At 69.2% G+C, this 22,000-nt stretch carries 28 protein-coding genes; 21 read left to right on the forward strand and 7 right to left on the reverse strand.

Going from position 1 to position 22,000, the window contains the following annotated elements; translation table 11 throughout:
- Positions 1-25: 25 nt before the first annotated feature.
- Both ACIHCQ_RS05395 and ACIHCQ_RS05400 read left to right on the forward strand, forming a co-directional pair.
- On the forward strand, positions 26-685 hold the full coding sequence (locus tag ACIHCQ_RS05395; protein WP_399658219.1) for a DUF1707 domain-containing protein: 660 nt from the start codon (positions 26-28) through the stop codon (positions 683-685).
- A 151-nt stretch (positions 686-836) separates the two neighbouring features.
- Positions 837-1,196, forward strand: a complete 360-nt coding sequence (locus tag ACIHCQ_RS05400) for a WhiB family transcriptional regulator (RefSeq protein ID WP_399658221.1) — start codon at positions 837-839, stop codon at positions 1,194-1,196.
- A 145-nt stretch (positions 1,197-1,341) separates the two neighbouring features.
- Here the strand turns inward: ACIHCQ_RS05400 and glpX are convergent, their stop codons facing one another.
- Entirely contained in the window at positions 1,342-2,376 is a 1,035-nt protein-coding gene (glpX, locus tag ACIHCQ_RS05405) for a class II fructose-bisphosphatase (protein WP_399658223.1), read from the reverse strand.
- 163 nt (positions 2,377-2,539) lie between these two features.
- Here glpX and ACIHCQ_RS05410 point away from each other — a divergent pair, with 163 nt between their 5' ends.
- A complete protein-coding gene (locus tag ACIHCQ_RS05410) occupies positions 2,540-3,058 on the forward strand; it encodes a DUF4245 domain-containing protein (protein WP_399658654.1) in 519 nt (172 codons plus the stop codon).
- A 146-nt stretch (positions 3,059-3,204) separates the two neighbouring features.
- On the opposite strand, the gene ACIHCQ_RS05415 is transcribed toward ACIHCQ_RS05410, so the two are convergent.
- Both ACIHCQ_RS05415 and xseA read right to left on the reverse strand, forming a co-directional pair.
- Positions 3,205-3,435 carry an exodeoxyribonuclease VII small subunit gene (locus ACIHCQ_RS05415; protein ID WP_399658225.1) on the reverse strand — a complete coding sequence of 77 codons (231 nt, stop codon included), beginning with the start codon at positions 3,433-3,435 and terminating at the stop codon, positions 3,205-3,207.
- A gap of 95 nt (positions 3,436-3,530) precedes the next feature.
- Positions 3,531-4,739: an exodeoxyribonuclease VII large subunit gene (xseA, locus tag ACIHCQ_RS05420; RefSeq protein ID WP_399658227.1), complete on the reverse strand. Its 1,209-nt coding sequence runs from the start codon at positions 4,737-4,739 to the stop codon at positions 3,531-3,533.
- A 75-nt stretch (positions 4,740-4,814) separates the two neighbouring features.
- Between xseA and ACIHCQ_RS05425 the strand changes: the two genes are divergently transcribed.
- Together ACIHCQ_RS05425 and ppgK are read left to right on the forward strand one after the other, a co-directional pair.
- The gene (locus tag ACIHCQ_RS05425; protein ID WP_399658229.1) at positions 4,815-5,816 is read left to right on the forward strand and encodes a 4-hydroxy-3-methylbut-2-enyl diphosphate reductase; all 1,002 of its coding nucleotides are present in this window, start codon (positions 4,815-4,817) and stop codon (positions 5,814-5,816) included.
- 30 nt (positions 5,817-5,846) lie between these two features.
- Positions 5,847-6,587, forward strand: coding sequence for a polyphosphate--glucose phosphotransferase (ppgK, locus tag ACIHCQ_RS05430; protein WP_399658231.1), 741 nt, complete (start codon positions 5,847-5,849; stop codon positions 6,585-6,587).
- 22 nt (positions 6,588-6,609) lie between these two features.
- Here the strand turns inward: ppgK and ACIHCQ_RS05435 are convergent, their stop codons facing one another.
- Entirely contained in the window at positions 6,610-7,206 is a 597-nt protein-coding gene (locus ACIHCQ_RS05435; RefSeq protein WP_399658233.1) for a DUF6542 domain-containing protein, read from the reverse strand.
- 184 nt (positions 7,207-7,390) lie between these two features.
- Between ACIHCQ_RS05435 and ychF the strand changes: the two genes are divergently transcribed.
- The 3 genes from ychF (at position 7,391) to ACIHCQ_RS05450 (ending at position 9,737) form a co-directional block, all read left to right on the forward strand.
- Positions 7,391-8,479, forward strand: coding sequence for a redox-regulated ATPase YchF (gene ychF / locus ACIHCQ_RS05440; RefSeq protein WP_399658235.1), 1,089 nt, complete (start codon positions 7,391-7,393; stop codon positions 8,477-8,479).
- A 203-nt stretch (positions 8,480-8,682) separates the two neighbouring features.
- Positions 8,683-9,273, forward strand: coding sequence for an ArsR family transcriptional regulator (locus ACIHCQ_RS05445; protein ID WP_399658237.1), 591 nt, complete (start codon positions 8,683-8,685; stop codon positions 9,271-9,273).
- A complete protein-coding gene (locus tag ACIHCQ_RS05450) occupies positions 9,270-9,737 on the forward strand; it encodes a hypothetical protein (RefSeq protein WP_399658239.1) in 468 nt (155 codons plus the stop codon). Before ACIHCQ_RS05445 ends, ACIHCQ_RS05450 begins: the two co-directional genes overlap by 4 nt.
- On the opposite strand, the gene ACIHCQ_RS05455 is transcribed toward ACIHCQ_RS05450, so the two are convergent.
- A complete protein-coding gene (locus tag ACIHCQ_RS05455; protein ID WP_399658241.1) occupies positions 9,731-10,102 on the reverse strand; it encodes a hypothetical protein in 372 nt (123 codons plus the stop codon). The two genes, ACIHCQ_RS05450 and ACIHCQ_RS05455, sit on opposite strands and share 7 nt — an antisense overlap.
- A 9-nt stretch (positions 10,103-10,111) precedes the next feature.
- Between ACIHCQ_RS05455 and ACIHCQ_RS05460 the strand changes: the two genes are divergently transcribed.
- The 10 genes from ACIHCQ_RS05460 (at position 10,112) to ACIHCQ_RS05505 (ending at position 16,520) form a co-directional block, all read left to right on the forward strand.
- Positions 10,112-10,621, forward strand: a complete 510-nt coding sequence (locus ACIHCQ_RS05460) for a magnesium transporter CorA family protein (RefSeq protein ID WP_399658243.1) — start codon at positions 10,112-10,114, stop codon at positions 10,619-10,621.
- 309 nt (positions 10,622-10,930) lie between these two features.
- Positions 10,931-11,368, forward strand: coding sequence for an STAS domain-containing protein (locus ACIHCQ_RS05465; protein WP_399658245.1), 438 nt, complete (start codon positions 10,931-10,933; stop codon positions 11,366-11,368).
- Between the two features lie 361 nt (positions 11,369-11,729).
- Entirely contained in the window at positions 11,730-12,467 is a 738-nt protein-coding gene (locus ACIHCQ_RS05470; protein ID WP_399658247.1) for a GAF and ANTAR domain-containing protein, read from the forward strand.
- A 47-nt stretch (positions 12,468-12,514) separates the two neighbouring features.
- Entirely contained in the window at positions 12,515-13,231 is a 717-nt protein-coding gene (locus ACIHCQ_RS05475; protein ID WP_399658250.1) for a GAF and ANTAR domain-containing protein, read from the forward strand.
- A 174-nt stretch (positions 13,232-13,405) separates the two neighbouring features.
- A complete protein-coding gene (locus ACIHCQ_RS05480) occupies positions 13,406-13,549 on the forward strand; it encodes a hydrophobic protein (protein WP_399658252.1) in 144 nt (47 codons plus the stop codon).
- Between the two features lie 387 nt (positions 13,550-13,936).
- Positions 13,937-14,452 (forward strand): hypothetical protein, encoded by a 516-nt coding sequence (locus ACIHCQ_RS05485; RefSeq protein WP_399658254.1) that lies wholly within the window; start codon positions 13,937-13,939, stop codon positions 14,450-14,452.
- 235 nt (positions 14,453-14,687) lie between these two features.
- The gene (locus ACIHCQ_RS05490; protein ID WP_399658256.1) at positions 14,688-14,897 is read left to right on the forward strand and encodes a hypothetical protein; all 210 of its coding nucleotides are present in this window, start codon (positions 14,688-14,690) and stop codon (positions 14,895-14,897) included.
- Positions 14,894-15,076 carry a hypothetical protein gene (locus tag ACIHCQ_RS05495; protein WP_399658258.1) on the forward strand — a complete coding sequence of 61 codons (183 nt, stop codon included), beginning with the start codon at positions 14,894-14,896 and terminating at the stop codon, positions 15,074-15,076. Before ACIHCQ_RS05490 ends, ACIHCQ_RS05495 begins: the two co-directional genes overlap by 4 nt.
- Positions 15,077-15,091: 15 nt before the next feature.
- Positions 15,092-16,072: a YihY/virulence factor BrkB family protein gene (locus ACIHCQ_RS05500; protein WP_399658655.1), complete on the forward strand. Its 981-nt coding sequence runs from the start codon at positions 15,092-15,094 to the stop codon at positions 16,070-16,072.
- A 319-nt stretch (positions 16,073-16,391) separates the two neighbouring features.
- A complete protein-coding gene (locus tag ACIHCQ_RS05505) occupies positions 16,392-16,520 on the forward strand; it encodes a CsbD family protein (RefSeq protein WP_399658260.1) in 129 nt (42 codons plus the stop codon).
- Positions 16,521-16,604: 84 nt separating this feature from the next.
- Here ACIHCQ_RS05505 and ACIHCQ_RS05510 read toward each other — a convergent pair whose 3' ends face one another.
- Positions 16,605-17,459 carry a DUF1206 domain-containing protein gene (locus tag ACIHCQ_RS05510; protein WP_399658261.1) on the reverse strand — a complete coding sequence of 285 codons (855 nt, stop codon included), beginning with the start codon at positions 17,457-17,459 and terminating at the stop codon, positions 16,605-16,607.
- 369 nt (positions 17,460-17,828) lie between these two features.
- A complete protein-coding gene (locus ACIHCQ_RS05515) occupies positions 17,829-18,698 on the reverse strand; it encodes a UbiA family prenyltransferase (RefSeq protein WP_399658264.1) in 870 nt (289 codons plus the stop codon).
- Between the two features lie 150 nt (positions 18,699-18,848).
- On the opposite strand from ACIHCQ_RS05515, the gene ACIHCQ_RS05520 reads away from it, so the two are divergent.
- The 3 genes from ACIHCQ_RS05520 to ACIHCQ_RS05530 are packed head-to-tail and all read left to right on the forward strand — an operon-like array spanning position 18,849 to position 21,478.
- A complete protein-coding gene (locus ACIHCQ_RS05520) occupies positions 18,849-19,916 on the forward strand; it encodes a type III polyketide synthase (protein ID WP_399658265.1) in 1,068 nt (355 codons plus the stop codon).
- A 27-nt stretch (positions 19,917-19,943) separates the two neighbouring features.
- Entirely contained in the window at positions 19,944-20,468 is a 525-nt protein-coding gene (locus ACIHCQ_RS05525; protein WP_399658268.1) for an isoprenylcysteine carboxyl methyltransferase family protein, read from the forward strand.
- On the forward strand, positions 20,465-21,478 hold the full coding sequence (locus tag ACIHCQ_RS05530) for an NAD(P)/FAD-dependent oxidoreductase (RefSeq protein WP_399658270.1): 1,014 nt from the start codon (positions 20,465-20,467) through the stop codon (positions 21,476-21,478). Before ACIHCQ_RS05525 ends, ACIHCQ_RS05530 begins: the two co-directional genes overlap by 4 nt.
- The last annotated feature ends 522 nt before the right edge of the window (positions 21,479-22,000 follow it).

Raw genomic sequence — 22,000 nt, forward strand, 5'->3', positions numbered from 1 at the left:
TATCGCGTTTCGCTACGCTGGCTATGTGGACCTCGAAAAGCACCCCCAGAAGCCGGTCGCCCCCGCGGAGCCCGGGGACGCCATCCGTGCCTCGGATGCCGACCGTGACCGGATCGCCGACATTCTCCGGGACGCCCTGGCCGACGGCCGGCTGGACGCCGAAGAGCACTCCGAGCGGATCGACGCCGTCTACCGGGCCAAGACGGTCGGGGAGCTGGAGCCGCTGGTCCGGGACCTGCCCACGACGCGTACGCGCACGGACACCAGTACGTACGCGTACGGCCCTGACGAGCCCGACGGCCCCGCCGAGAACCTGATCGCTGTCTTCTCCAGCACCACCCGCAAGGGCCGCTGGCGCGTCGGCCGCCGCACCAACGCGTTCTCGCTCTTCGGCAACATTGAGATCGATCTCACCGAGGCGCTCTTCGGGCAGCGGCTGACCGTCATCAACGCGACCTCCATCTTCGGCAATGTCGAAGTGACGGTCCCGGAGAACATCTCGCTGCGCGGCAGCGGCAGCGGGGTCTTCGGCAACTTCGACGTGCTCACCCTGGAGGCTCCCGATCCGGAGGCCCCGGTGGTCGTCGTGAACGGGTATTCGGTTTTCGGCAACGTCGAGGCCAAGCCGAAGCGGGGCCGCCTGATCGCCGATCTCCACAACCGCCTGCGGAAACACCTCGGCTGACGACTCCGTGCCGGAGCGCTTTTCGGCCGCGAGCGCCCATCCGCAATTCCGTACCTCGGAACTCAGTGCCACTCAATGAATAGGAGTGCGCACAGCGGGTAGGGACTGCTGCATCGTCTCTCGCTCGCGAAGCCGTCGTCAGGAGTAGACCGTGCTGCAACTGCCGCATCAGTCCTTGCAGGTCGCCGCCGTAACGCCGCAGCGAATTCCTGCTCGGGAAGATCAGGCCGGCCCCTGGCATGCGGAGGCGGTGTGCCGCCGGGACGAGGCCGGACTGTTCTTCGCGCCGTCCAAGGAGCCGACGGCCGCGAGGCTGTCGCGTGAGGAGGCCGCGAAGCGGGTCTGCGCCCGCTGCCCCGTGATGGTCGAATGCCGGGAGCACGCGCTGCTCCAGCCTGAACCGTACGGGGTGTGGGGCGGGCTGACCGCGGCCGAGCGCCGGGTGGTGCTGGCGCGGCGCAGGCGGCGCGAGGTCGAGGTCGAGGTCGAGAAGCCCGCGTCGGCGGCCTGACGCGGCCTGATTCGTGGCGTACGCAGAGAGGGACTAGGGGTCCGGAGGGGCGCTCCCACCGCACGGCGGTCGGGGGGCGCCCCTTCGGTGTTCTCCGGCTCTTCCGGCTCTGCTGCTTCTTACGGGTCTTCCGGGTCTTCCGGATTTATTGCGCGCGGTCGAAGTCGATGGCGCTGTACGCGCGCAGCTTCGACAGACGATGGGTCGAGTCGATCTGACGGATCGTGCCCGACTTGGAGCGCATCACCAGCGATTGGGTGGTCGCGGTCTCCGAGCGGTACCGCACCCCGCGCAGCAGCTCGCCGTCCGTGATGCCGGTGGCGACGAAGAAGACGTTGTCGCCGCTGACCAGGTCGTTCGTGTGCAGCACCCGGTCCAGATCGTGCCCGGCGTCGATCGCGCGCTGCCGCTCGGCCTCGTCCTTCGGCCACAGCTTGCCCTGGATCGTGCCGCCGAGGCACTTGATCGCGCAGGCGGAGATGATGCCCTCGGGCGTGCCCCCGATGCCCATCAGCATGTCGACGCCTGTGCCTTCGCGTACGGCCATGACCGAGCCCGCGACATCGCCGTCCGTGATGAATTTGATGCGCGCGCCGGTCTCGCGGATCTCCTTGACGATGCCTTCGTGGCGGGGGCGGTCGAGGATGACGACCGTGACGTCGTCGGGCGTGGAGTGCTTGGCCTTGGCGAGCCGGCGGATATTGACGGCGACGGGGGCGTTGATGTCCACGAAGTCGGCGGCCTCGGGGCCGGTGACCAGCTTGTCCATGTAGAAGACCGCGGACGGGTCGAACATGGCCCCGCGGTCGGCGGCGGCGAGAACGGCGATGGCGTTGGGCATGCCCTTGGCGTTGAGCGTGGTGCCGTCGATCGGGTCCACGGCGATGTCGACCTCGGGGCCGGTTCCGTCGCCGACCCGCTCGCCGTTGAACAGCATCGGGGCTTCGTCCTTCTCGCCCTCGCCGATGACGACGATGCCGTTCATCGAGACGGTGGAGACGAGGGTCCGCATGGCCTTGACGGCGGCTCCGTCCGCGCCGATCTTGTCGCCGCGGCCTACCCACCTGCCGGCGGCCATGGCGGCGGCTTCGGTGACCCTGACGAGCTCCAGGGCGAGGTTGCGGTCGGGAGCCTCGGGTGAGACCTCCAACTGGGAGGGCAGATTGTTGTGCTCGGTCATCGGAACGCACCCTTCTGTACGGCGACGGCCGGAAGAGAGCCGGGAGAGACGAGAAAGAGCCAGAAAAGTCGGTGCTGTGACTCTATCTCCAGATCGATAGATTGAGCAGAGGGGCCCACGTTTGAGCGCGCCATGGTGATGCGACCATGGAGGCGTGGCAGGTATGCGAGGCAGGCAGACGGTGCGGGACATGATGCTGTCGATGGTGGTGATCGGCGCCGTCGTGGCAGGGATCTACATATTCATTCCGCATGACGAGGACGCGGACCCGATCAAGGCGGTCGACTACCAGGTGGAGCTGCTGACGGTACGGCGCGCGGCGCCGTACCCGGTGGCGGCGCCGGAGGGCCTGGGGGCGGGCTGGAAGCCGACCTCCGTCTCGTACAGCCGTGCGAACGGGGATGCCTGGCATCTGGGCTTCCTGGACCCGGACGGCGAGTACGTCGCGGTTGAACAGTCCACGGCGCCCGCCGGGAAGTACATCGCGAAGGTCAGCCAGCATGCTCAGGAGACGAAGCAGAGCCGACAGGTGGACGGCGAGACCTGGCGGCGCTGGGAGGGCACGAAGTACGACGCGCTGGTGCGCGCGGACAAGGGCTCGACGACGGTGGTCACGGGGACGGCGTCGCCGGAGCGGCTGGCGGAGATGGCGGCGGCGCTGGAGTCGAAGAACACGCCCTGAGCAGGTCTCCATGTCCCGGCGCGGCGCGGGCATCCCGGAAGCAGGGCCCGGGGCGCGGCACGCGGTCCATGTGAGGGTCACGGGGGCGTCCCCGTGGCTCGCCCCGCCGCGGACGGGCGGCCCTCCGTCCCTCCGCTATCCCTCCGCTATCCCTCCGCGGGTTCCTCGCTGTCCGCCCCCGCCAGCGCCGCGTCCAGGCGGGCGCGGGCGCCTTCAAGCCAGTGGCGGCAGACCTTGGCCAGCTCCTCGCCGCGCTCCCACAGGGCCAGCGACTCCTCCAGCGTGGTGCCGCCCGCCTCCAGGCGGCGTACGACCTCGATCAGCTCGTCCCGTGCCTGCTCGTAGCCGAGCGTGCCCTCTTCTGTCTTGGCTGCCATGCGAATCACCCTATGTGTGCGGTCTCAGCGTGCGATCTTGACGTGTGGGGGTGCGGTACGTGCGGTAGTGCGTAGGCGCGGTACGGCAACGGGGGTCACTCGGCGACCCGCACCGCGAACTCCCCCTCCGACACCCGCGCCCGCAGTTCGTCGCCCGCCGCGACGTCCTCCGGAGAGCGGACGACCTTCCCGTCCGCCCGTTGCAGCACCGCGTACCCCCGCTCCAGCGTCGCCGCCGGTGACAGCGAGAGCACCCGTGCCCGGGTGTGCGACAACTCGGAGTCCGCGCGGTCCAGAAGGTGCCCCAGCACGCGCCGGCTGCGGGCCACCAGCGCGTCCACCTCCGTCTCGCGCTCGTCCACCATCCGGTGGGGCCGCTCCATCGACGGCCGGGCCAGCGCATGGGCGAGCCCCCGCTCCTCGCGGTCGAGCAGCCCCTGTACGGTGCGCAGCGCGCGGTCCCGGAGCAGCCGGACCCGGTCCAGCTCCTCGCCCACGTCCGGGACGACCTTCTTCGCCGCGTCGGTCGGCGTCGACGCCCGCAGGTCGGCGACCAGGTCCAGCAGCGGCGCGTCCGGCTCGTGCCCGATCGCCGACACCACCGGCGTACGGCACTCGGACACCGCGCGCAGCAGCTGCTCGTCCGAGAACGGCAGCAGATCCTCCACGCTGCCCCCGCCCCGCGCCACGATGATCACGTCGACCTCCGGGAGCGCGTCCAGCTCCTTGACCGCCTGGACGACCTGGGTCACCGCGTGTACGCCCTGCACGGCCACATTGCGCACCTCGAAGCGGACGGCGGGCCACCGCCGCCGCGCGTTTTCCAGTACGTCGCGTTCGGCGGCGGAGGCCCGGCCACTGATCAGCCCCACCCGGTGCGGCAGGAACGGCAGCGGCTTCTTCCGGTCGAGGGCGAACAGGCCCTCCGCCGCCAGGGTCCGCTTCAGCTGCTCCAGCCGCGCCAGCAGTTCGCCGATGCCCACCGGCCGTATCTCCACGGCGCGCAGCGACAGCTGCCCGCGTGGCGCGTACCACTCCGGCTTGGCGTACACCACGACGCGCGCGCCCTCCGCCACCACATCCGCGACCGCGTCGAAGACCTGCCGGAAGCAGGTGACGCCGACGGAGATGTCGTACGAGGGGTCGCGCAGCGTCAGGAAGACAACCCCGGCACCCGGCCGCCGGGACAGCTGGGTGATCTGCCCCTCCACCCAGACCGCCCCGAGCCGGTCGATCCACCCCCCGATCAGCCGTGACACCTCGCCGACTGGCAGGGGAGCTTCCGCGGATGTGTTGAGAACCATACGAACGAGCGTATCGGCCGGGTACGACAACGCTTCCCGCTCAGTGCGTCTTCGGGCGGCCTTACGATGGTGGGCATGACTGCTACGACTCCCGCCCGACGCGTCCTGCTCGCCGCTCCCCGTGGCTACTGCGCGGGTGTGGACCGTGCCGTGATCGCCGTGGAGAAGGCCCTGGAGCAGTACGGGTCGCCCATTTATGTCCGGCACGAGATCGTCCACAACAAATACGTCGTACAGACCCTTGAGAGGAAGGGCGCGATCTTCGTGGAGGAGACGGCGGAGGTCCCGGAGGGATCGATCGTCATGTTCTCGGCGCACGGAGTCGCTCCTGTCGTCCACCAGGAAGCCGCCGACCGCCGGCTCGCGACCATCGACGCGACCTGCCCGCTGGTCACCAAGGTTCACAAGGAAGCCGTCCGGTTCGCGAACGAGGACTACGACATCCTGCTGATCGGCCACGACGGCCACGAGGAAGTCATCGGCACGTCCGGCGAGGCCCCCGAGTACATCACTCTGGTCGACGGTCCGAAGGACGTCGCCAACATCAAGGTGCGCGACGAGTCGAAGGTGGTCTGGCTCTCGCAGACCACGCTCTCGGTGGACGAGACGATGGAGACGGTGGACAAGCTGAAGGAGAAGTTCCCGCAGCTGATCTCCCCGCCCAGCGACGACATCTGTTACGCCACACAGAACCGCCAGATCGCGGTCAAGCAGATGAGCGACCAGGCGGACCTGGTCATCGTCGTCGGCTCGAAGAACTCATCGAACTCCATCCGGCTGGTCGAGGTGGCCCTGGGCGCGGGCGCGCGCGATGCCCGCCTGGTGGACTTCGCCTCGGAGATCGACGAAGCGTGGCTGGAGGGCGTCTCGACGGTCGGGCTCACGTCCGGCGCCTCGGTTCCGGAGGTCCTGGTCGAAGACGTACTGGAGTGGCTCGGCAAGCGCGGATTCGAGGATGTCGAGATCGTCAAGGCGGCCGAGGAGTCGATCATTTTCTCGCTGCCCAAGGAGCTCCGCCGCGATCTGCGCGCGGAGGCGGCGGAGCTGTCGAAGCAGCAGTCGGGGCCGACGGAGTGACTGTCAGCGGTTCCCCGTAACGTTGTGTCCATGAACGTGTTCGGAGTGGACATCGGCGGTTCGGGCATCAAGGGCGCACCTGTGGACCTTGAGCGGGGTGAGCTGGCGCAGGAGCGTCATAAAGTCCTGACCCCGCAGCCCTCGTCGCCTGCCGCGGTGGCGGACGCCGTCGCCGAGGTGGTCGGGAATTTCGGCTGGTCGGGCCCGGTCGGCATCACCTTCCCCGGCGTCGTCACGAGCGGCGTCACCCGTACGGCGGCCAATGTCGACAAGGGCTGGATCGACATGGACGCGTCGCGGCTGCTCGGCGACCGGCTCGGGGGCATGCCGGTCACGGTGCTCAATGACGCGGACGCGGCGGGCGTCGCGGAGGTGACGTTCGGGGCGGGCCGTGGCCGCAAGGGCACGGTGATCCTGCTGACCTTCGGTACGGGGATCGGCAGCGCGCTCTTCATCGACGGCCGGCTGGTCCCCAACACCGAGCTGGGCCACCTGGAGCTGCACGGCCACGACGCGGAGAGCCACGCCTCCACGAAGGCCAAGGAGGACGAGGACCTCAGCTGGCAGCACTGGGCGCACCGGGTCCAGAAGTATCTGGCGCATGTGGAGATGCTGTTCTCGCCGGAGCTGTTCATCATCGGCGGCGGAGTGAGCCGTAAGGCGGAGAAGTTCCTGCCGCTGATCGAGGGCATCAGGGCGGAGATAGTCCCGGCGGAACTGCGGAACGACGCGGGGATCGTGGGCGCGGCAATGGCGGCGGCGGGCCGGTAGGCGATACGCGTAGGGCTTGCGTTCAGCCGCGCCGGGTGGGCGGTGCCGGGCGGCGGCGCGGCCTGCGGCCCATCGTCCGTACCTTCCGTACGCAGGTGATCAACCCGGCCACCAGCGTGCCGCCGTACAGCCAGCCCGCGTGCACGGCGAGCGCGGTGACCACAGCCATGATCTGCCCGCCCATGCCTCCGGTTCCGCCGGAGATCGGCACGATCCCCACGGCGAAGGCGATCGGCACACTGATCGGCGCGGTGACCAGGTCGGCTTCCCGCACCCACAGTGCGGTCAGCGCGCAGACCGGCAGGAACAGCAGCCCGTACACCACGGCGGAGCCGTCGAGGAGCAACCAGTCCAGGCAGCCGAGCACGAACATCGTCACGGCGCTGAAGAACCCGCCGCCGAGTCCGGTCAGCCGGGGGCTGGGCAGTCTGCGCAGCGCCAGCACCACGGGAGGCACGGGGCGGGCGGCGGGCCGCGCGGCGACCCGGTACACGGGGGCGCTCTCGGCGAGCGCGCCTTCGGCGAGGGCGCCCTGCGGGGCGAGGGGGACTTGTGGGGGAAGAGGGGCGGCCTGTGGCCGCTGTCGGGGCTGAGGGTGACTTCTCCTGTGCTGCTCCACGTTGACAACGTAGGACGAAAAGGGGGAGGAATCAGGCATGGGACACGCCCTTGCGGTGAACATGGCGTTGTATTCGACTCCGGGCGGCCGTCGTGGAGCGGCTTGACCCGCCCGTAAACTGGGGGATCGGCCCGCCTGCGGGCGTCCCCCTTTTCCCCACTCCTTACTTCAGGAAGTCGCCAACGTGTCGCTCACGATCGGAATCGTCGGCCTGCCGAATGTCGGCAAGTCGACCCTGTTCAACGCCCTGACCAAGAACGACGTGCTGGCGGCCAACTACCCGTTCGCCACGATCGAGCCGAACATCGGCGTCGTCGGCGTCCCGGATCCCCGTCTCGCCAAGCTCGCCGAGATCTTCGGCTCGCAGCGGATCCTTCCGGCGACGGTGGACTTCGTCGACATCGCGGGCATTGTGCGCGGCGCGAGCGAGGGTGAGGGCCTGGGCAACAAGTTCCTGGCGAACATTCGTGAGTCCGACGCGATCTGCCAGGTCATCCGGGCCTTCAAGGACGAGAATGTCGTACACGTCGACGGCAAGGTATCGCCGAAGGACGACATCGAGACGATCAACACGGAGCTGATCCTCGCCGACATGCAGTCGGTCGAGAAGGCGGTGCCGCGCCTGGAGAAGGAGTCCCGCCTCCAGAAGGAAAAGGTCGCGGTCCTCGCGGCGGTCGCGGAGGCGCAGAAGATCCTCGAATCGGGCACGACACTTTTCGCGGCGGGCATCACGGCCGGTACGGAGAAGGGCCGTCTCCTCCACGAGCTGCACCTGCTCACCACCAAGCCCTTCCTCTACGTCTTCAATGTGGACGAGGACGAGCTGGTCGACGAGGACTTCAAGAACGAGCAGCGCGCGCTGGTGGCCCCGGCCGAGGCGATCTTCCTCAACGCCAAGATCGAGTCCGAGCTGATCGAGCTGGACGACGAGGAGGCGCTGGAACTGCTCCAGGCGATGGGCCAGGAGGAGCCGGGCCTGGCCACGCTGGGCCGGGTCGGCTTCGACATCCTGGGTCTCCAGACGTACCTGACGGCGGGCCCGAAGGAGACCCGCGCCTGGACGATCAAGAAGGGCGCGACGGCTCCGGAGGCGGCCGGTGTGATCCACACCGACTTCCAGAAGGGCTTCATCAAGGCCGAGGTGATCTCGTTCGCCGACCTGGTGGAGACGGGTTCGGTGGCGGAGGCCCGCGCCAAGGGCAAGGCGCGCATCGAGGGCAAGGACTACGTCATGCAGGACGGCGACGTGGTCGAGTTCCGCTTCAATGTGTAATTACATCGTTACTGTGCGCTAAGTGACCCGTCAAGCGTGCAGGTCGGAAGGGGTTGGGCTCCGCTGAGCCCGGCCCCTTCTGTGATCCCGTGCTGACTTGGTGCTGACCTCGGAGGGTGCCTCGCCGTTGGGGTTAATGTCGTTATGGTGAGTGAACGAATGCGAATTGTAACTTTCGTTGGGCGCTTGATATCCTGCGCGCAATGAAAGTATCCCCGAGCCTGCTCCCCATCCTCCGGTCCCGTATGCAAGGTGAGCTGCTCGCCCTGGTGCTCCTGCACCCGGAGCGTGAGTACGGCATCACCGAGCTCGCCACCGATTTCAGCGTGACGCCCACGGCTGTCCTGCGTGAGGTGGTCCGGTTGGTCGACGGTGGCATCCTGGCTGATCGGCGAGTAGGACGCAGCCGCCTGGTCAGGGCTCGCACGGACACGCCTCTGTTTCGCCCGCTGAGCGACCTCATGGCCGTCTCCTTCGGTCCCATGCCTCTGCTCGCCGAGGCGCTGGCGGGACTCGAAGGTGTACGGCGGGCCTACATTTACGGTTCTTGGGCCGCTCGGTACAACGGTGAGCCCGGGCCGCCGCCCGCTGATGTCGATGTCCTCGTTGTGGGTTCTCCCGATGCTGACGCGCTCTTCGACCTTGTCGAGGAGGTCTCCCGGCGTCTGCGCCGTGAGGTCAACGTTCATCGGGTTTCCGCCGAGGCGTGGGAGTCGCACACGGATGATCCATTCCTCACCAGCGTTCGCGAACGTCCGCTGGTCCAGCTGAACCTCGGCCAGGAGGCGCAATGACGCGTTGGAATCCAGGGCGGGCGACGGTCGACGCACTCATCGGCAGTGGCGAGCTTGAACGCGTACCCGCTTCCCAGCAAGCCGCTGAATCGGAATTGGTCCGGGCGCGTAAGCATGTCGGCTCCGTGCAGCAGTTGCTGGCCACGGACCCGGAGGGCGCGTACACACTGGCTTATGACGCCGCACGCAGAGCGCTGGCAGCGGTATTGCAGAACCAGGGACTGCGCGCTACGAGTCGTGGTGGTCATACCGCCATCTACGAGGCCGTGCGCGCCCAACTCGATCCGCCGCTCGGGTCCATTCTGCGCCCCTTCAATCGCATGCGCGCCCGGCGCAACGAGGTCGAGTACCGGTCGTCAGAGGCCCCCACCGTGACGCCGGAGGAGGTCGCGGCCGACCTGGTGAAGGTGGAGGCGCTCATCGAACTCGCGGAGAAGGCGATCCCGAACATGCCGCGCTATTGAGGGCTTGTCACCTGGGCCGAGTTGACTGTCGCCTCGGCCACGGTCTCGCAGTCCTCGGCGAAGACGATCTCGGCCTCGATCGCCTGCGCGGCAAGCACTTGAGGCAACCAGTACCGAGCGTCGTCCCACATCTCCTCGAAGGGGAGTTGCTCGACAGGAAACCATGCGCGCGATTGCTGACTTTGGCCCCTCAGAACCACGTTGCGCCCCGTCGCTTTCCTTACCGCCCAGGCACTGATCACCGTCCGGCAGGACGACACCTTCGCGAGAACGTCGTCGCCCGCTGGGACCAGAGCCCGGACCTGGCCGGACACGGAGTCGGGTTCCTCCTGCACGGCCTGCTGGACCACGTCGTCGACGGGCACTTCGCCGCGGTGCAGCAGCTCGACGACAGCGTCGAAGAGCTGGAGGGCCTGCTCTTCGAGGAAGGACGCCACCAGATCCGGACCGTGCACCGCCGTTTGTACGCGCTACGCAAATCGCTGGTCCGGCTGCGGCGCGTGGCGCTTTCGATGCGAGAGGTGGTCAGCGCTCTCATGCGCCCCGGCACGCACCTGGTCACCGAAGATCTCGTGCCTTACTACCAGGATGTCTACGACCATGTGCTGCGCGCCACCGAACAGACGGAATCCGTGCGGGACATGCTGGACTCTGCGATGGAGACAAGTCTCTCGGCCCAGTCCAACCGGATGAATCTGATCATGAAGAAGGTGACCAGCTGGGCCGCGATCATCGCCGTACCCACCGCGATCACCGGCTTCTACGGGCAGAACCTCCCCTACCCCGGCTTCGCCCACCAGTCGGGATTCATCGTCTCCACCGGCGCCATCGTGATCATCTCCGCACTGCTGTATGTCACCTTCAAAGGCAAGGACTGGCTCTGACAGCCGCAGGGCATGCGGTGCGGCCCGGCAACCACCGTGTAAACATCCTGATGCCCTCTTCCAGACCGGCCACGGGACCCGCTCCAGGACTATGCTGCTGCATGGACGTCCCAGACCTCGGCGGCCAGCTTCTGCTTGGCACATATGCCGCGGAGAGCGGATCATCTGATTCCGTTCGCCCAGGCATCCCCGAGGGGAACCGGCTGGGTCCTACGCCACGGAACACCGGCTGTTGGATCGGTCATTCACCTGCCACCTGAGAGTGCGACCGTACCGGGAAGCCCGGCCGGTCTCGTGAACCGAGGCATTATGCCCACGACCGTCCTGCCCACTCTGCACGTCTCACGGCACGACATCCGCAACCAGGCCCTGATCACCCTGTCCGGTGAGATCGACCTGGACACGGCACCCTTGGTCCGCGCGACGCTGGAGCGGTGCCTGCACGACGGCATCCGCGCCATCGACGTCGACCTCACCGACGTCACCTTCTGCGACTGCAGCGGCCTGAATGCCTTCCTGTACGCGTCACTGCGCACCGCCGGAGCCGGCGGATACCTGCGCCTTCACTATCCGAGTCCGGCGGTGGAACGGCTCTTCGCCATCACCGGCAGCGGGTCCCTCTTCCTCAGCCTTCCCAACCCCCTCGCCGGGAGCGTTCCGGCCCCGCAGCAGCCCTCCCCTTTCCATGAGACGGGAGACCCGCTCGCCGCGCCCGCGCTCGCTCTCAGCGGGGGTGCGGTGTGGTAGTCCGGCCCCCCTCCGGCCGGCCACGGAAACCCGAGGACCGCGATCCGCCCGCCAGGCGCAGGTTGCGCTTGCGCGGGCTGAACCGCCGACAGGCCGAGGATCTGCGGGAGGACTTGGCGGACCTGTATGTGAAGTCCTCCTGCCACGGCGCCCGGTTGGGAGCACCGCAGCAGGGAGGACTTCCCCACCGTCTCGCGGGTGACCTCCGGTACCCCGGTTCGCCATGCTGGTCGCGGAATCGCCGGTGCCGGCGGCGAAGCCGGGCATCCCCGCACACCGCACACCGGCTGAGCGACCGCAGGGAGACCAGGGATGAGCCACCAGGATCACCGGATGACCGACGGGGCGGCAGGTGCGCCCCGTGACGGCTGATAGCCGGTCGGCCCGGATCCAGATGCTGGTGGCCGAGCAGGCGGCCCGGCGGGGTGCACGCGTCAGCGTGATGGACGTATGTGCCGCGGCAGTGGCCGCGCTGCCGATCGGCGGAGCGGGGATATCGGCGATGTCTCGGACCACGGCCAGTCATCCGCTGTGCAGCACCGACGACATCAGCGAGCGGCTGGAAGAACTGCAGCTCACCCTGGGGGAGGGGCCCTGCGTGGATGCCTTCGCCCTGGGCGGCGCCGTTTTGACGCCCGACCTGCGGGCCGATGACGTACACGCCCGATGGCCCGTGTTCGCCCCAGCGGCTGCAGACGTCGGCGCGGGGGCGGTCTTCGCGTTCCCGCTGCAGATCGGGGCCATCAGCCCCGGCGTACTCGACATGTACTCCAGCGTCCCGGGCGGCCTGGACACAGAGGAGCTGGCCGATGCGATGGCCTTCGCCGACACCGCGACCCTGGTACTGCTCGATACCCGGACCGACGGACCGGAAGACGGAGGCCTCGGGGACCTGGGCGGGTACCGGGCCGAGATCGGCCAGGCCACCGGCATGCTCACCGAACAGCTCGGTGTCGGCATCGAGGAGGCCTTCATCCGGCTGCGCGCCCACGCCTACGCCCACGGACGCCGACTGGCCGACGTGGCCGACGACGTGGTGGCCCGCCGCCTCCGCTTCCCCCAAGGCACCGACAAGCCTCAGACTGACAAAGAAGCCTGACCCCACGTCCTGCCCCGGCTGGCCGAACTCAACAGAGGGTGTGCACGATGGATCAGCAGCTCCTTTCCAAGACATTCGTCGAACTGGCGGACAGCCTCGTCGCCGACTTCGATCTGATCGACTTCCTGCGGATGCTCACCGACCGCTGCGTGGACATGCTCGACGTCAGCGCCGCCGGCGTACTCCTCGCCGACCGGGACGGCAAACTCCGGGTGATGGCCGCCTCCGACGAACAGGTACGCCTGCTGGAACTCTTCCAGCTCCAGAACGACGAAGGACCCTGCCTGGAGTGCTTCCACCACGGCACACCGGTGTCCGTCCCCGACCTGGCCGCCGAGGCCCACCGTTGGCCCCGCTTTGTCGCGCAGGCCCACCAGAGCGGGTTCGCGGCCGTGCAAGCCCATCCGATGCGCCTGCGGGACGAGGTCGTCGGCGCCCTGAACCTCTTCCGCTCCAGCCCCGGCCCTTTCGACCCGGCGGACGCACCCGTCGCGCAGGCCCTGGCCGACGTCGCCACCATCAGCCTCCTGCAACAGCGTTCCACCCTCCGCAGCAGCGTCCTCAACGAACAACTGCAGTCCGCTTTGAACAGCCGCGTACTGATCGAGCAGGCCAAGGGCAAACTCGCCGAACGGCTCAACATCGACATGGAAACAGCCTTCACCGCGCTACGCGGCTACGCCCGCGCACGCAACATCCGCCTGTCCGACCTGGCCCGTGCCTTCGTCGACGGCACCGAACCCCTCACCGGCCTGGTGATCTGATCACCCGTGACGGCAACCCAGCACATCGCATCGCATCAGTCGGGAGCACCCGGACACCTCCCACCAGCGGCCACCCCAGGCCCGGAAAGCACCCGGGCGGCGCGCCCCCGTCCGTTTTCGCCCGGACCCCGCGGAACACAGGGAATCTCCCTGTGATCATGTGGAGGCGCGGTCATGATCCTCTGGATTGTTCTCCTGCTGCTGGTTCTGTTCTGGTTCGGCTTCACCACGCACATGCTCTGGATCGCCGCGGCCGTACTCCTGGTCGTCTGGGTCTTCGGCTTCAGCCGCCACCGCCGACCGGAAACAGGCGGCTGAAGAGGGAAGGGAAGACCGACCGGGTCACGGGCAACCTGAAGCAGTCCGGCGAGAAGGCCAAGAACGCCTTCAAGCAGTGACCACGACTGCCTGGGCGGCACCCGAACGACTTTCGCCCGGAGGTCTTCGGCCTGCTCAGGTTCGGGGAACGGCGCGCCGGGCGCCTGCCGGGTGGCACAACGGTCATCGTGGCCCGGACACGCCCGCGCCACTACGCTGACAACTCATCGCCCCGGACCCCGGCGTGCCCACCGTCCGGCATCCCGCCGGACGGAACCGCACCTGGGGAGCAACGATGAACCCGATGGTCCCGGCGGCAACCGCTCGTCACCACACGCCGCATTTCCTCAAAACCGTCTCGACCCTGGCACAAGACCCCCGGCCACTGTGGTGATCACCCCGGGCACGTCACGTACCGGCACTCCGCTGTGCGGCATCGAGGATGACAAGCTCCTCACCCGCAGGCGCTCGATCAGCGACTGGTGCGACCGTCACTTGATGACCATCCACGCCCTGTCCACCCTCATGACGAACGACCCGCACGTGGTCACTGCGGCCCTGACAGAGTTGCTCAGCGCTCCGGGAGTCCCCCCAGCCTTCGGCCGAGGGGAGGACCCTCCCGCTGCGCTCGCGCCACAACGCAGAACACTCCCGACACTCCCGCAGTCCGCTCCCGCCCGCCTCCTCACCCCCAGAGACCAGTGCCCCAACGACGCCTCCTCCCCACTGGACCGACTCGAACTAGCCCTGCACCTCATCGGTGAACGCACCTGCGCCACGGTCTCCAAGACCCTAGGCCTCCCCGAACACGCCGTCGCCGCCCGGCTGCGCGCGGGACTGTGGGTGTTGTTCACCCCGTGCGACGGCGACGCCGCGTACTCGGCAGGGCAGCGGACCTCATAGCGCAGTAGTGGCCGTTCCCTACGTGGACGGGAAGCCGCTCAGACAACTCACCGAAGGGGTCCAACGGGCGAGACGGTGACCGAGGGTCTGTCCCCGCCTGCCGGGCAGGTCCCGGATGCTCCGGTGGCCTGCGCGGACGTCGTAGCGCCGAAGCGGACGGCGGTGGCGGGATTGGTGGTGCCGCACCGTATGCGGGGCAGCCGGTGACCGTGCCGGCGCCGGGTATCAGCGGATCGTGGCGGTCCTGGAGTCGCAGGCCGGCCGGGGCGGGGTGCGGGCCGGGCAACTGACCGGGCTGCTGGGGCTTGAGGTGGTCCCGGCGAAGGTGGAGGGAGTGCGGTCGAAGGCGAAATGCCTGGCGGACCGCGGGTGGACGTGTGTGGACGTGCCCGGGATGTTCACCGCGGCCACGCCGCCAGTGCCCGGGGAGTCCGTGGCCGCGTGACCGCAGCGGGCCCGGGGGCGGTGCGGCGGGCCGGGCGGCGGCCCATCTCGGTGTTCGCCGCACACGAGGCATGGACGAGCGGCCCGGCCCTCAGGCCGCACGCGCAGGGCCTCGGCCTCGCCACGTACAGCGGTGGGTTTCGCCGCTGGATGCCTCTTCTCCCGGCGTGGGTACGCTGAGGGTGGGTGTTCTTCATGGATTGGCTGACACGGCTTCCTATGATCGCACCGCTGATGCGTACGCACGTGTGGCGGGCGTACGCGCGGCTGGTCACGGCCCACTGGGCCCGGCTCGCCGCCGCTATCACCTTCACCAGTTTCGTCGCTCTCTTTCCGCTGATCACCGTGGGCGCGGCGATCGGCGCCAGGCTGCTGAGCGAGGACCGGCTCGGGGATCTCCAGGACAAGATCGCCGACCAGGCGCCGGGCCTTTCCGACCTGCTGGACCTGAACACCCTCGTCGCGCACGCCGGAACCGTCGGGCTCATCGCGGGCGTACTGCTGCTCGTGATCGGCATCAACTGGGTCGGCGCCCTGCGTGGGTGCCTGCGCGCGGTGTGGGAGAAGGAACAGGATCCGGGAAATCCGATCCTGCTCAGGATCAAGGACACTGGGGTGCTGATCGGCCTCGGAGCGGTCGGGCTCCTTGCGATCGGCAGTTCAGTGTTCGCGAACACTGCCGTTGGCTGGGCCGCCGACAAGGTCGGGATCGAGGGCGGGTCCGGACGGGCGCTGCTGTTCTTCGCCGGCCTTGCCATTGCCCTGCTCGTCGACTTCCTGCTGTTGATCTACCTGCTCACCCGGCTGCCGCAAGTGCATCCCGGCCGGCGTGCGGTCGTGGTCGCCGGCCTGATCGGCGCGGTCGGCTTCGAACTGCTCAAGCTGCTGCTGACCAGCTATCTGCAAGGCGTCGCGGCGAAGAGCATGTACGGCGCCTTCGCCGTGCCGGTCGCCGTCGTACTGTGGATCAACCTCATGGCCAGGCTGCTGCTGTACTGCGCCGCCTGGACAGCGACAGAGACGGCGACGGCGGTGCAGTCCGGCGAAACAGCCGAGGGCGAGGGACCGGAGCCCGGGATCAGCCCCGCAGCCGACGACGCACCACAGCGGGCGTCCGCCAACGACAGCACACCAGCAGCGCCGCGCCGCACGGCGCCTCCAGCGCGCGGCCGGTGATGCCGAGCGCGGTAACTGGTCAAAGCCGCCGATGCGCGTGTCTGTCTTGCCGGTCAGGCTGGTCGGCCCCGACGGGTTCCACCACCGTCACGGCTACCGGTCTCGGCGGGCTGCAACCCCGTGGGACGGTTCACACCGGCCGGGTGGGGCTCAGAAGGACAAGCCATGACCCGGACCGCCGATATCCGTGAGTGGTCACGCACATGCCCTGGATCGCCGCGGCCGTACTCCTGGTCGTCTGGGTCGTCGGCTTCAGCCGCCACCGCCGAGCCACTGACCGACGCCGGCCCAGCAAACGAGATCAGGGAATGGGAGAGCCATGAGCCTTGCAGCGAAGTTCATAGACAAGACGCAGGTAGTCAAAGGCAGAATCAAGGAAGGCTGCGGCCGTGCCACCGGAAACCTGAAGCAGTCCGGCGAGAAGGCCAAGGACGCTTTCAAGCAGTGACCACGACCGCCGAGTGGCACCCGCCTGGCTGGTGAGGGCGTCAGCCGCCGCGGCAGCGCATCGCGGGCGGCCCTGGGCAACCACTCATAGGCGGCGCCAGCGCGCCGACGCGAAGGAGAAACCACCGAAGAGAATCAGTCCGACGGCAATCGCGACCAGCAGCCACGGCCCCACCGGGGTGTGGGCGAAGCTACGGAGCGTCGCGTCCATGCCCTTGGCCTCGCGCGGGTCGAAGCGGACGGCCGCCACCAGGGCGAAGACCCCCACCCCGGCGAACACGATGCCACGTGCCACGCCGCCGGCCACGCCCAGACCGGTGACGACCTCACGCGCGCGGCGGCCCATCGCGGCGGTGTCCAACTCCCTGAGGCAGCGTCGCATCGCCGCCCGTACCGCAAGGGCCACGCCGACGCCGATCAGCACACAGCCCGCGAGACCCACCAGCACCTGGCCACCGGGCAGCTTCAGCGCCGATGCCGTCCAGTCCTGCGACTTCGCATCACCACTGGAGCCCCCGCCGCTCCCGGCGGCAAAGACGGCAGTCCCCCAGCAGACCGACGCGTAGAAGACCGCCCGGCCCCCGTCGAGAAGCCGCGAACCGGACTTCCGCTGCGGCCCATTGGTCATCAATGCCCGGGCACCCCGCCAGATCGCCATAGAGCCGAATCCGACAACCAGCATCCACAGCATCACGTTCCCGAAGGGCTGCGCAGCGACCTGCTGCAGCGCACCCTGACGGTCCGCCTCCTGGCCACCGCTCCCGAGAGCGATCCGGACGGCAAGAACGCCGACGAGGACGTACACGACGCCCCGCGCGACGAAGCCGGCCCGCCCAGTGGCGGTCAGCGCTTCTTTCCCTTCCGACTGTCCCTTTGAGTGGTGCCGCCCAGCGGGCCTCGCGGTCCGGCGGCCCCACCTGTGCGCGTGAGACGACGTCATGATGCCTTTCCTGGAAACGTGGGTGCGCAGTACGCAGCCCTTACGCTCGTCTGCCCCCGGCCGGAGATTCGATGTGTGCTGCCGATCGAATGGGTCGCCTCAACCTGGTTGCGCCTTCACGGGATGGGCGTAAGGGGACGGGGACTCGCCCACGACAGGGAGATGAGCACGGCTGTTGACACTTTCGTTCTCGACGAATTACCGCGCGCTCACGGTCCACCGGACCGGTCAAGCCATACGCGATGGCTTCGACCGCAGCGTGGTTACTACCGGGGACAGCACTCGCGAACTGACGGCAACCGCAACAGGATCGAGGAACTCCCGCTCCCGGTTCTCGTACCGTGAGAGTCGGCCGGCGAGGCTGCGTGGTCAGGCGATCCCCGTGCCGCGCAGCAGCAACAACGCCACGTCCACCACCGCCACGGCGACAGCTGCCGCGAACGCCGCCCGCTCCCAGCGGCGTCCCAGCACCGTCCCCGCCACCGCGACCAGTGCGGCCACCACGAGCGCCGCCACTCCCCACCTGCCGGGTGGTCCGGCGGGCCCCAGCACAAGAACCGCGGACGCCACCGCCAGCGGCACCGGCAACAGCAGCCGCGCGCGGTGCGGCCCCAGCCGGTGCGGCCATCCCCGTACGCCCGTCGCCAAATCCCCGCGGATGTCCGGCAGCACGTCGCCCAGATGGGCGCCGACCCCCAGCAACGCCCCGGCGGTGACGACCCACCAGGCCGGCCACGGATGCCCCGGCAGGCCCAGCGCCACGAACGCTGGGAGAGCGGCGAAACCCACCGCGTAGGGCGCCCAGGACCACGCTGTCGCCTTGAGCCGCAGGTCGTACGCCCACGCAGCCGCCACCCCGGCCAGGTGAACAGCGCCCGCCCACAGGCCACAGGCGAACGACAGCGGCACGCACAGCACCAGCGCGGCATACGCGGCCGCCCACACCTCCGTCACACCGACCGCGCCGTCGACGACGGGTTTGCCATGGCGCCCGGCGGCGATGTCCCGGCGCGCGTCGAACGCGTCGTTGCACCAGCCGACGGACAACTGCCCGGCCAGAACGGCAGCGCCGGTCAACCCACAACGCACGGCGCTCTGACCGGCGGTCACGGCCAGAGCAACCATCAAGACGGTGACCGCCACGACAGGCCCTGGGTGACACGACCCGGCCAGGCCGCCCACCCGGCCGGCCAACCGCATGGCCGCGCCGCCGGCCGTTGACTGCTCAGGAGTGCCCACCCGGCCGATCGTAAGCGCAACGGCCCCACCCGGCTGGAGCACCGCGCCCCCGGACGAACGGCCGGACGGGCGATCAAGGGTGTCGAAGCCCCGGTCCGGGGAAGGCGTGCAGAGCAGGTCAGCCAAGTGCAGGAACCAGACGGGAACCGTATGACCCGGATCGCAGCTGTTCACGGTGCCCTCGCACCGTATCGTCACACCCAGCACGAGATCACGGACATGGTGGCCCGCACCTGCCTGCCCGAGGGCACCGACCGCCGGGTCCTGGACCGGCTGCACCGCAGCGCGAAGGTCAGCTCGCGCCACATGACGCTGCCGCTCGAACGGTACGAGGAACTGGACGGATTCGGCGCCGCCAACGACGTCTTCATCGACGCCGCCACCGACCTGGGCGCCAAGGCCGTCCGGGGAGCTCTGCACGCCGCCGGCCTGACCGCCGCCGACGTGGACCTGCTGATATTCACTTCCGTCACCGGCATCGCCACCCCCTCGATCGACGCACGGCTGGTCGGCCGCCTCGGACTGCGGCCCGACGTCAAACGGCTGCCCCTGTTCGGCCTGGGCTGTGCAGGCGGGGCCGCCGGCCTGGCCCGTATGCACGACTACCTGCTGGGCCGGCCCGACCACGTGGCGGTGCTGCTGTCGGTCGAACTGTGCTCGCTCACCTTCCAGCGCAACGACGCCTCCATGGCCAACCTGGTCGCCACCGCGCTGTTCGGCGACGGCGCCGCCGCGGTCGTCGCGTGCGGCGCCGGCCGACCGGGCCGACCGGATGAGACCGCCGGTCCGACGATCGTGGACACCCGCAGCCACCTGTATCCGGACACCGGGCGCGTCATGGGCTGGGACATCAAGGACTCCGGCTTCCAGGTCGTCCTCGACCCGAAGGTCCCCGATGTGGTGCGCCGTTACCTCGCCGATGACGTCGAGGGGTTCCTCGGCGACCACGGGCTGAAGCCGAGGGACGTGACCGCCTGGGTGTGCCACCCGGGAGGCCCCAAGGTCTTGGAGGCCGTCACCGAGGCCCTCGACCTGCCCGATGACGCACTCGATGTGACCTGGCGTCATCTGGCCGACGTGGGCAACCTGTCCTCGTCATCGGTGCTCCACGTGCTGCGCGACACCCTGGCCGAACGCCGGCCGCCGCCGGGAACGCCGGGTGTGCTGCTGGCGATGGGGCCCGGCTTTGCGTGCGAACTCGTTCTGCTGCGCTGGTAGTTCGGACCGTGGAAGGACACAGGAAACATGATCTGGTACGGACTGCTGGTGGCCGCCGTCGCCGCCGAGCGCGTCGCCGAACTCGTCGTCGCACGCCGTAACGAGCGGTGGAGCACCGCCCGCGGCGCGACCGTGACCGGGCAGGGCCACTACCCGGCGATGGTCACCCTCCACACCGGCCTGCTGGCAGGCTGCCTGGCCGAGGTATGGCTGGCCGACCGGCCCTTCGTGCCCGCCCTGGCCTGGCCGATGCTGGCCGTACTGGCGGCCTCCCAGGCGCTGCGGTGGTGGTGCATCGCCACCCTGGGGCCCCGCTGGAACACCCGGGTGATCGTCGTACCCGGCCTGCCACTGGTGACCGGCGGCCCCTACCGGTGGCAGTGGCTGCGGCATCCGAACTATGTGGCCGTCGTCGCCGAGGGCGTGGCCCTCCCACTGGCACACACCGCCTGGGTCACCGCGGCCGTGTTCACGGTCCTCAACGCCGCCCTGCTCACCGTACGCATCCGCTGCGAGAACCGGGCGCTGGCCGCCGCGGCCATGCCCTCGTGATCGACGTACTGGTGGCCGGTGGCGGGCCCGCCGGGCTGGCCGCCGCCATCCACGCCGCCCTCGCCGGCCTGGAGGCCGTTGTCGTCGAACCCCGGCCCACGCCCGTGGACAAGGCCTGCGGAGAAGGCGTCATGCCCGGCGGTGTCGCCGCGCTGCGAGCACTGGGCGTCGAGGTCACCGGCCGCGAACTGCGCGGCATCCGTTACGTGGACGGCGCAGCACACGCCGAGGCGCCCTTCCGCGACCATAGCGGGCTGGGAATCCGCCGCACCGCGCTGCACTCCGCACTGCACCAGCGCGCCATCGGCCTCGGCGTGCGGATGCTGCCGGGCAAGGTCGGCGAGGTCCACCAGAGCGCGGACACCGTCACCGCCGCCGGCACCACGGCCCGCTGGCTGATCGCCGCCGACGGCCTGCACTCCCCGCTGCGCCGCAGCCTGGGCCTGGACCTGCCGGGCCCCGCCCATGGCCGCTACGGACTGCGCCGGCACTACCGAGTCGAGCCGTGGACAGATTTCGTCGAGGTCCACTGGTCGGCGCACAGCGAGGCCTACGTGACACCGGTCGGCGACGACCTGGTGGGCGTCGCCGTCCTCAGCCGCAGCCGCCGCGGTTACGACGAGCACCTGGCCGACTTCCCGGCCCTCACCGCGTCCCTGCGCGGCCCGGCCGCGACCCCCGTGCGCGGGGCCGGACCGCTGCGGCAACGAGTGCGGCGCAGAGTCGCCGGACGCGTCCTGCTCGTCGGCGACGCCGCAGGCTACCTGGACGCCCTCACCGGTGAGGGCATCGCCCTCGCACTGGCGACCTCCGGAGCCGCCATCCGCTGCCTGGCCACCGACCGACCGCACGACTACGAACGCGCCTGGGCCCGGCTGACCCGGCGCCACCGGCTGCTGACCGGGGCCCTGCTGGCCGCGAGCCGCGGTCCACGCACCGCCCACCTCATCGTCCCCGCAGCGTCCCTCATGCCCCCGGTGTTCTCGGCTGCGGTCCACGCACTGCAGTAGTGGCCATTCCCCCACCTGACGCGGCGTGACAATGCCAGAGGCCGCACGCACCTGCTCTTCCGACGTGGACGGGACACCGCTCAGACAACTCACCGAAGGAGTCCAGCGGGCCGAACTGCGCCAGGGCGAATGCGGAACGACATCTGGCAACAGACCGCCGCACCAGTCAGGGCGGTATCCAACGGTCAGCAGCGGATAGCTTTGGTGACCCACCCTGCCGTCCATCGACCTGAGCACAGGCCGCCTGACTCGCGCACACACCGATCAAGGCGCCCGAGATTCCCAAGCTCAGAGCGCGAGTTCGATTCTCGTTCACCCGCTTCAGCGCGAAGCGGTACCACCGCTGTACGCGCGCATCCCAGACCAGCCCAGCCGCCTTGCCGGTCAGGACGAGGTCGGCGAACTTGGCCACCTTCGGCAGAGTCTGTTCTCAGGGCCTGGACACCGCCCTGGAGGCGGCACGCTCCGACGGGGGCGCGCCCGGTCGGCACCCCAGCGGCCCTGTGGCCGGAGCTGCCTACG

The sequence above is a fragment of the Streptomyces sp. NPDC052236 genome, assembly GCF_044548015.1.
GTDB lineage: Bacteria > Actinomycetota > Actinomycetes > Streptomycetales > Streptomycetaceae > Streptomyces.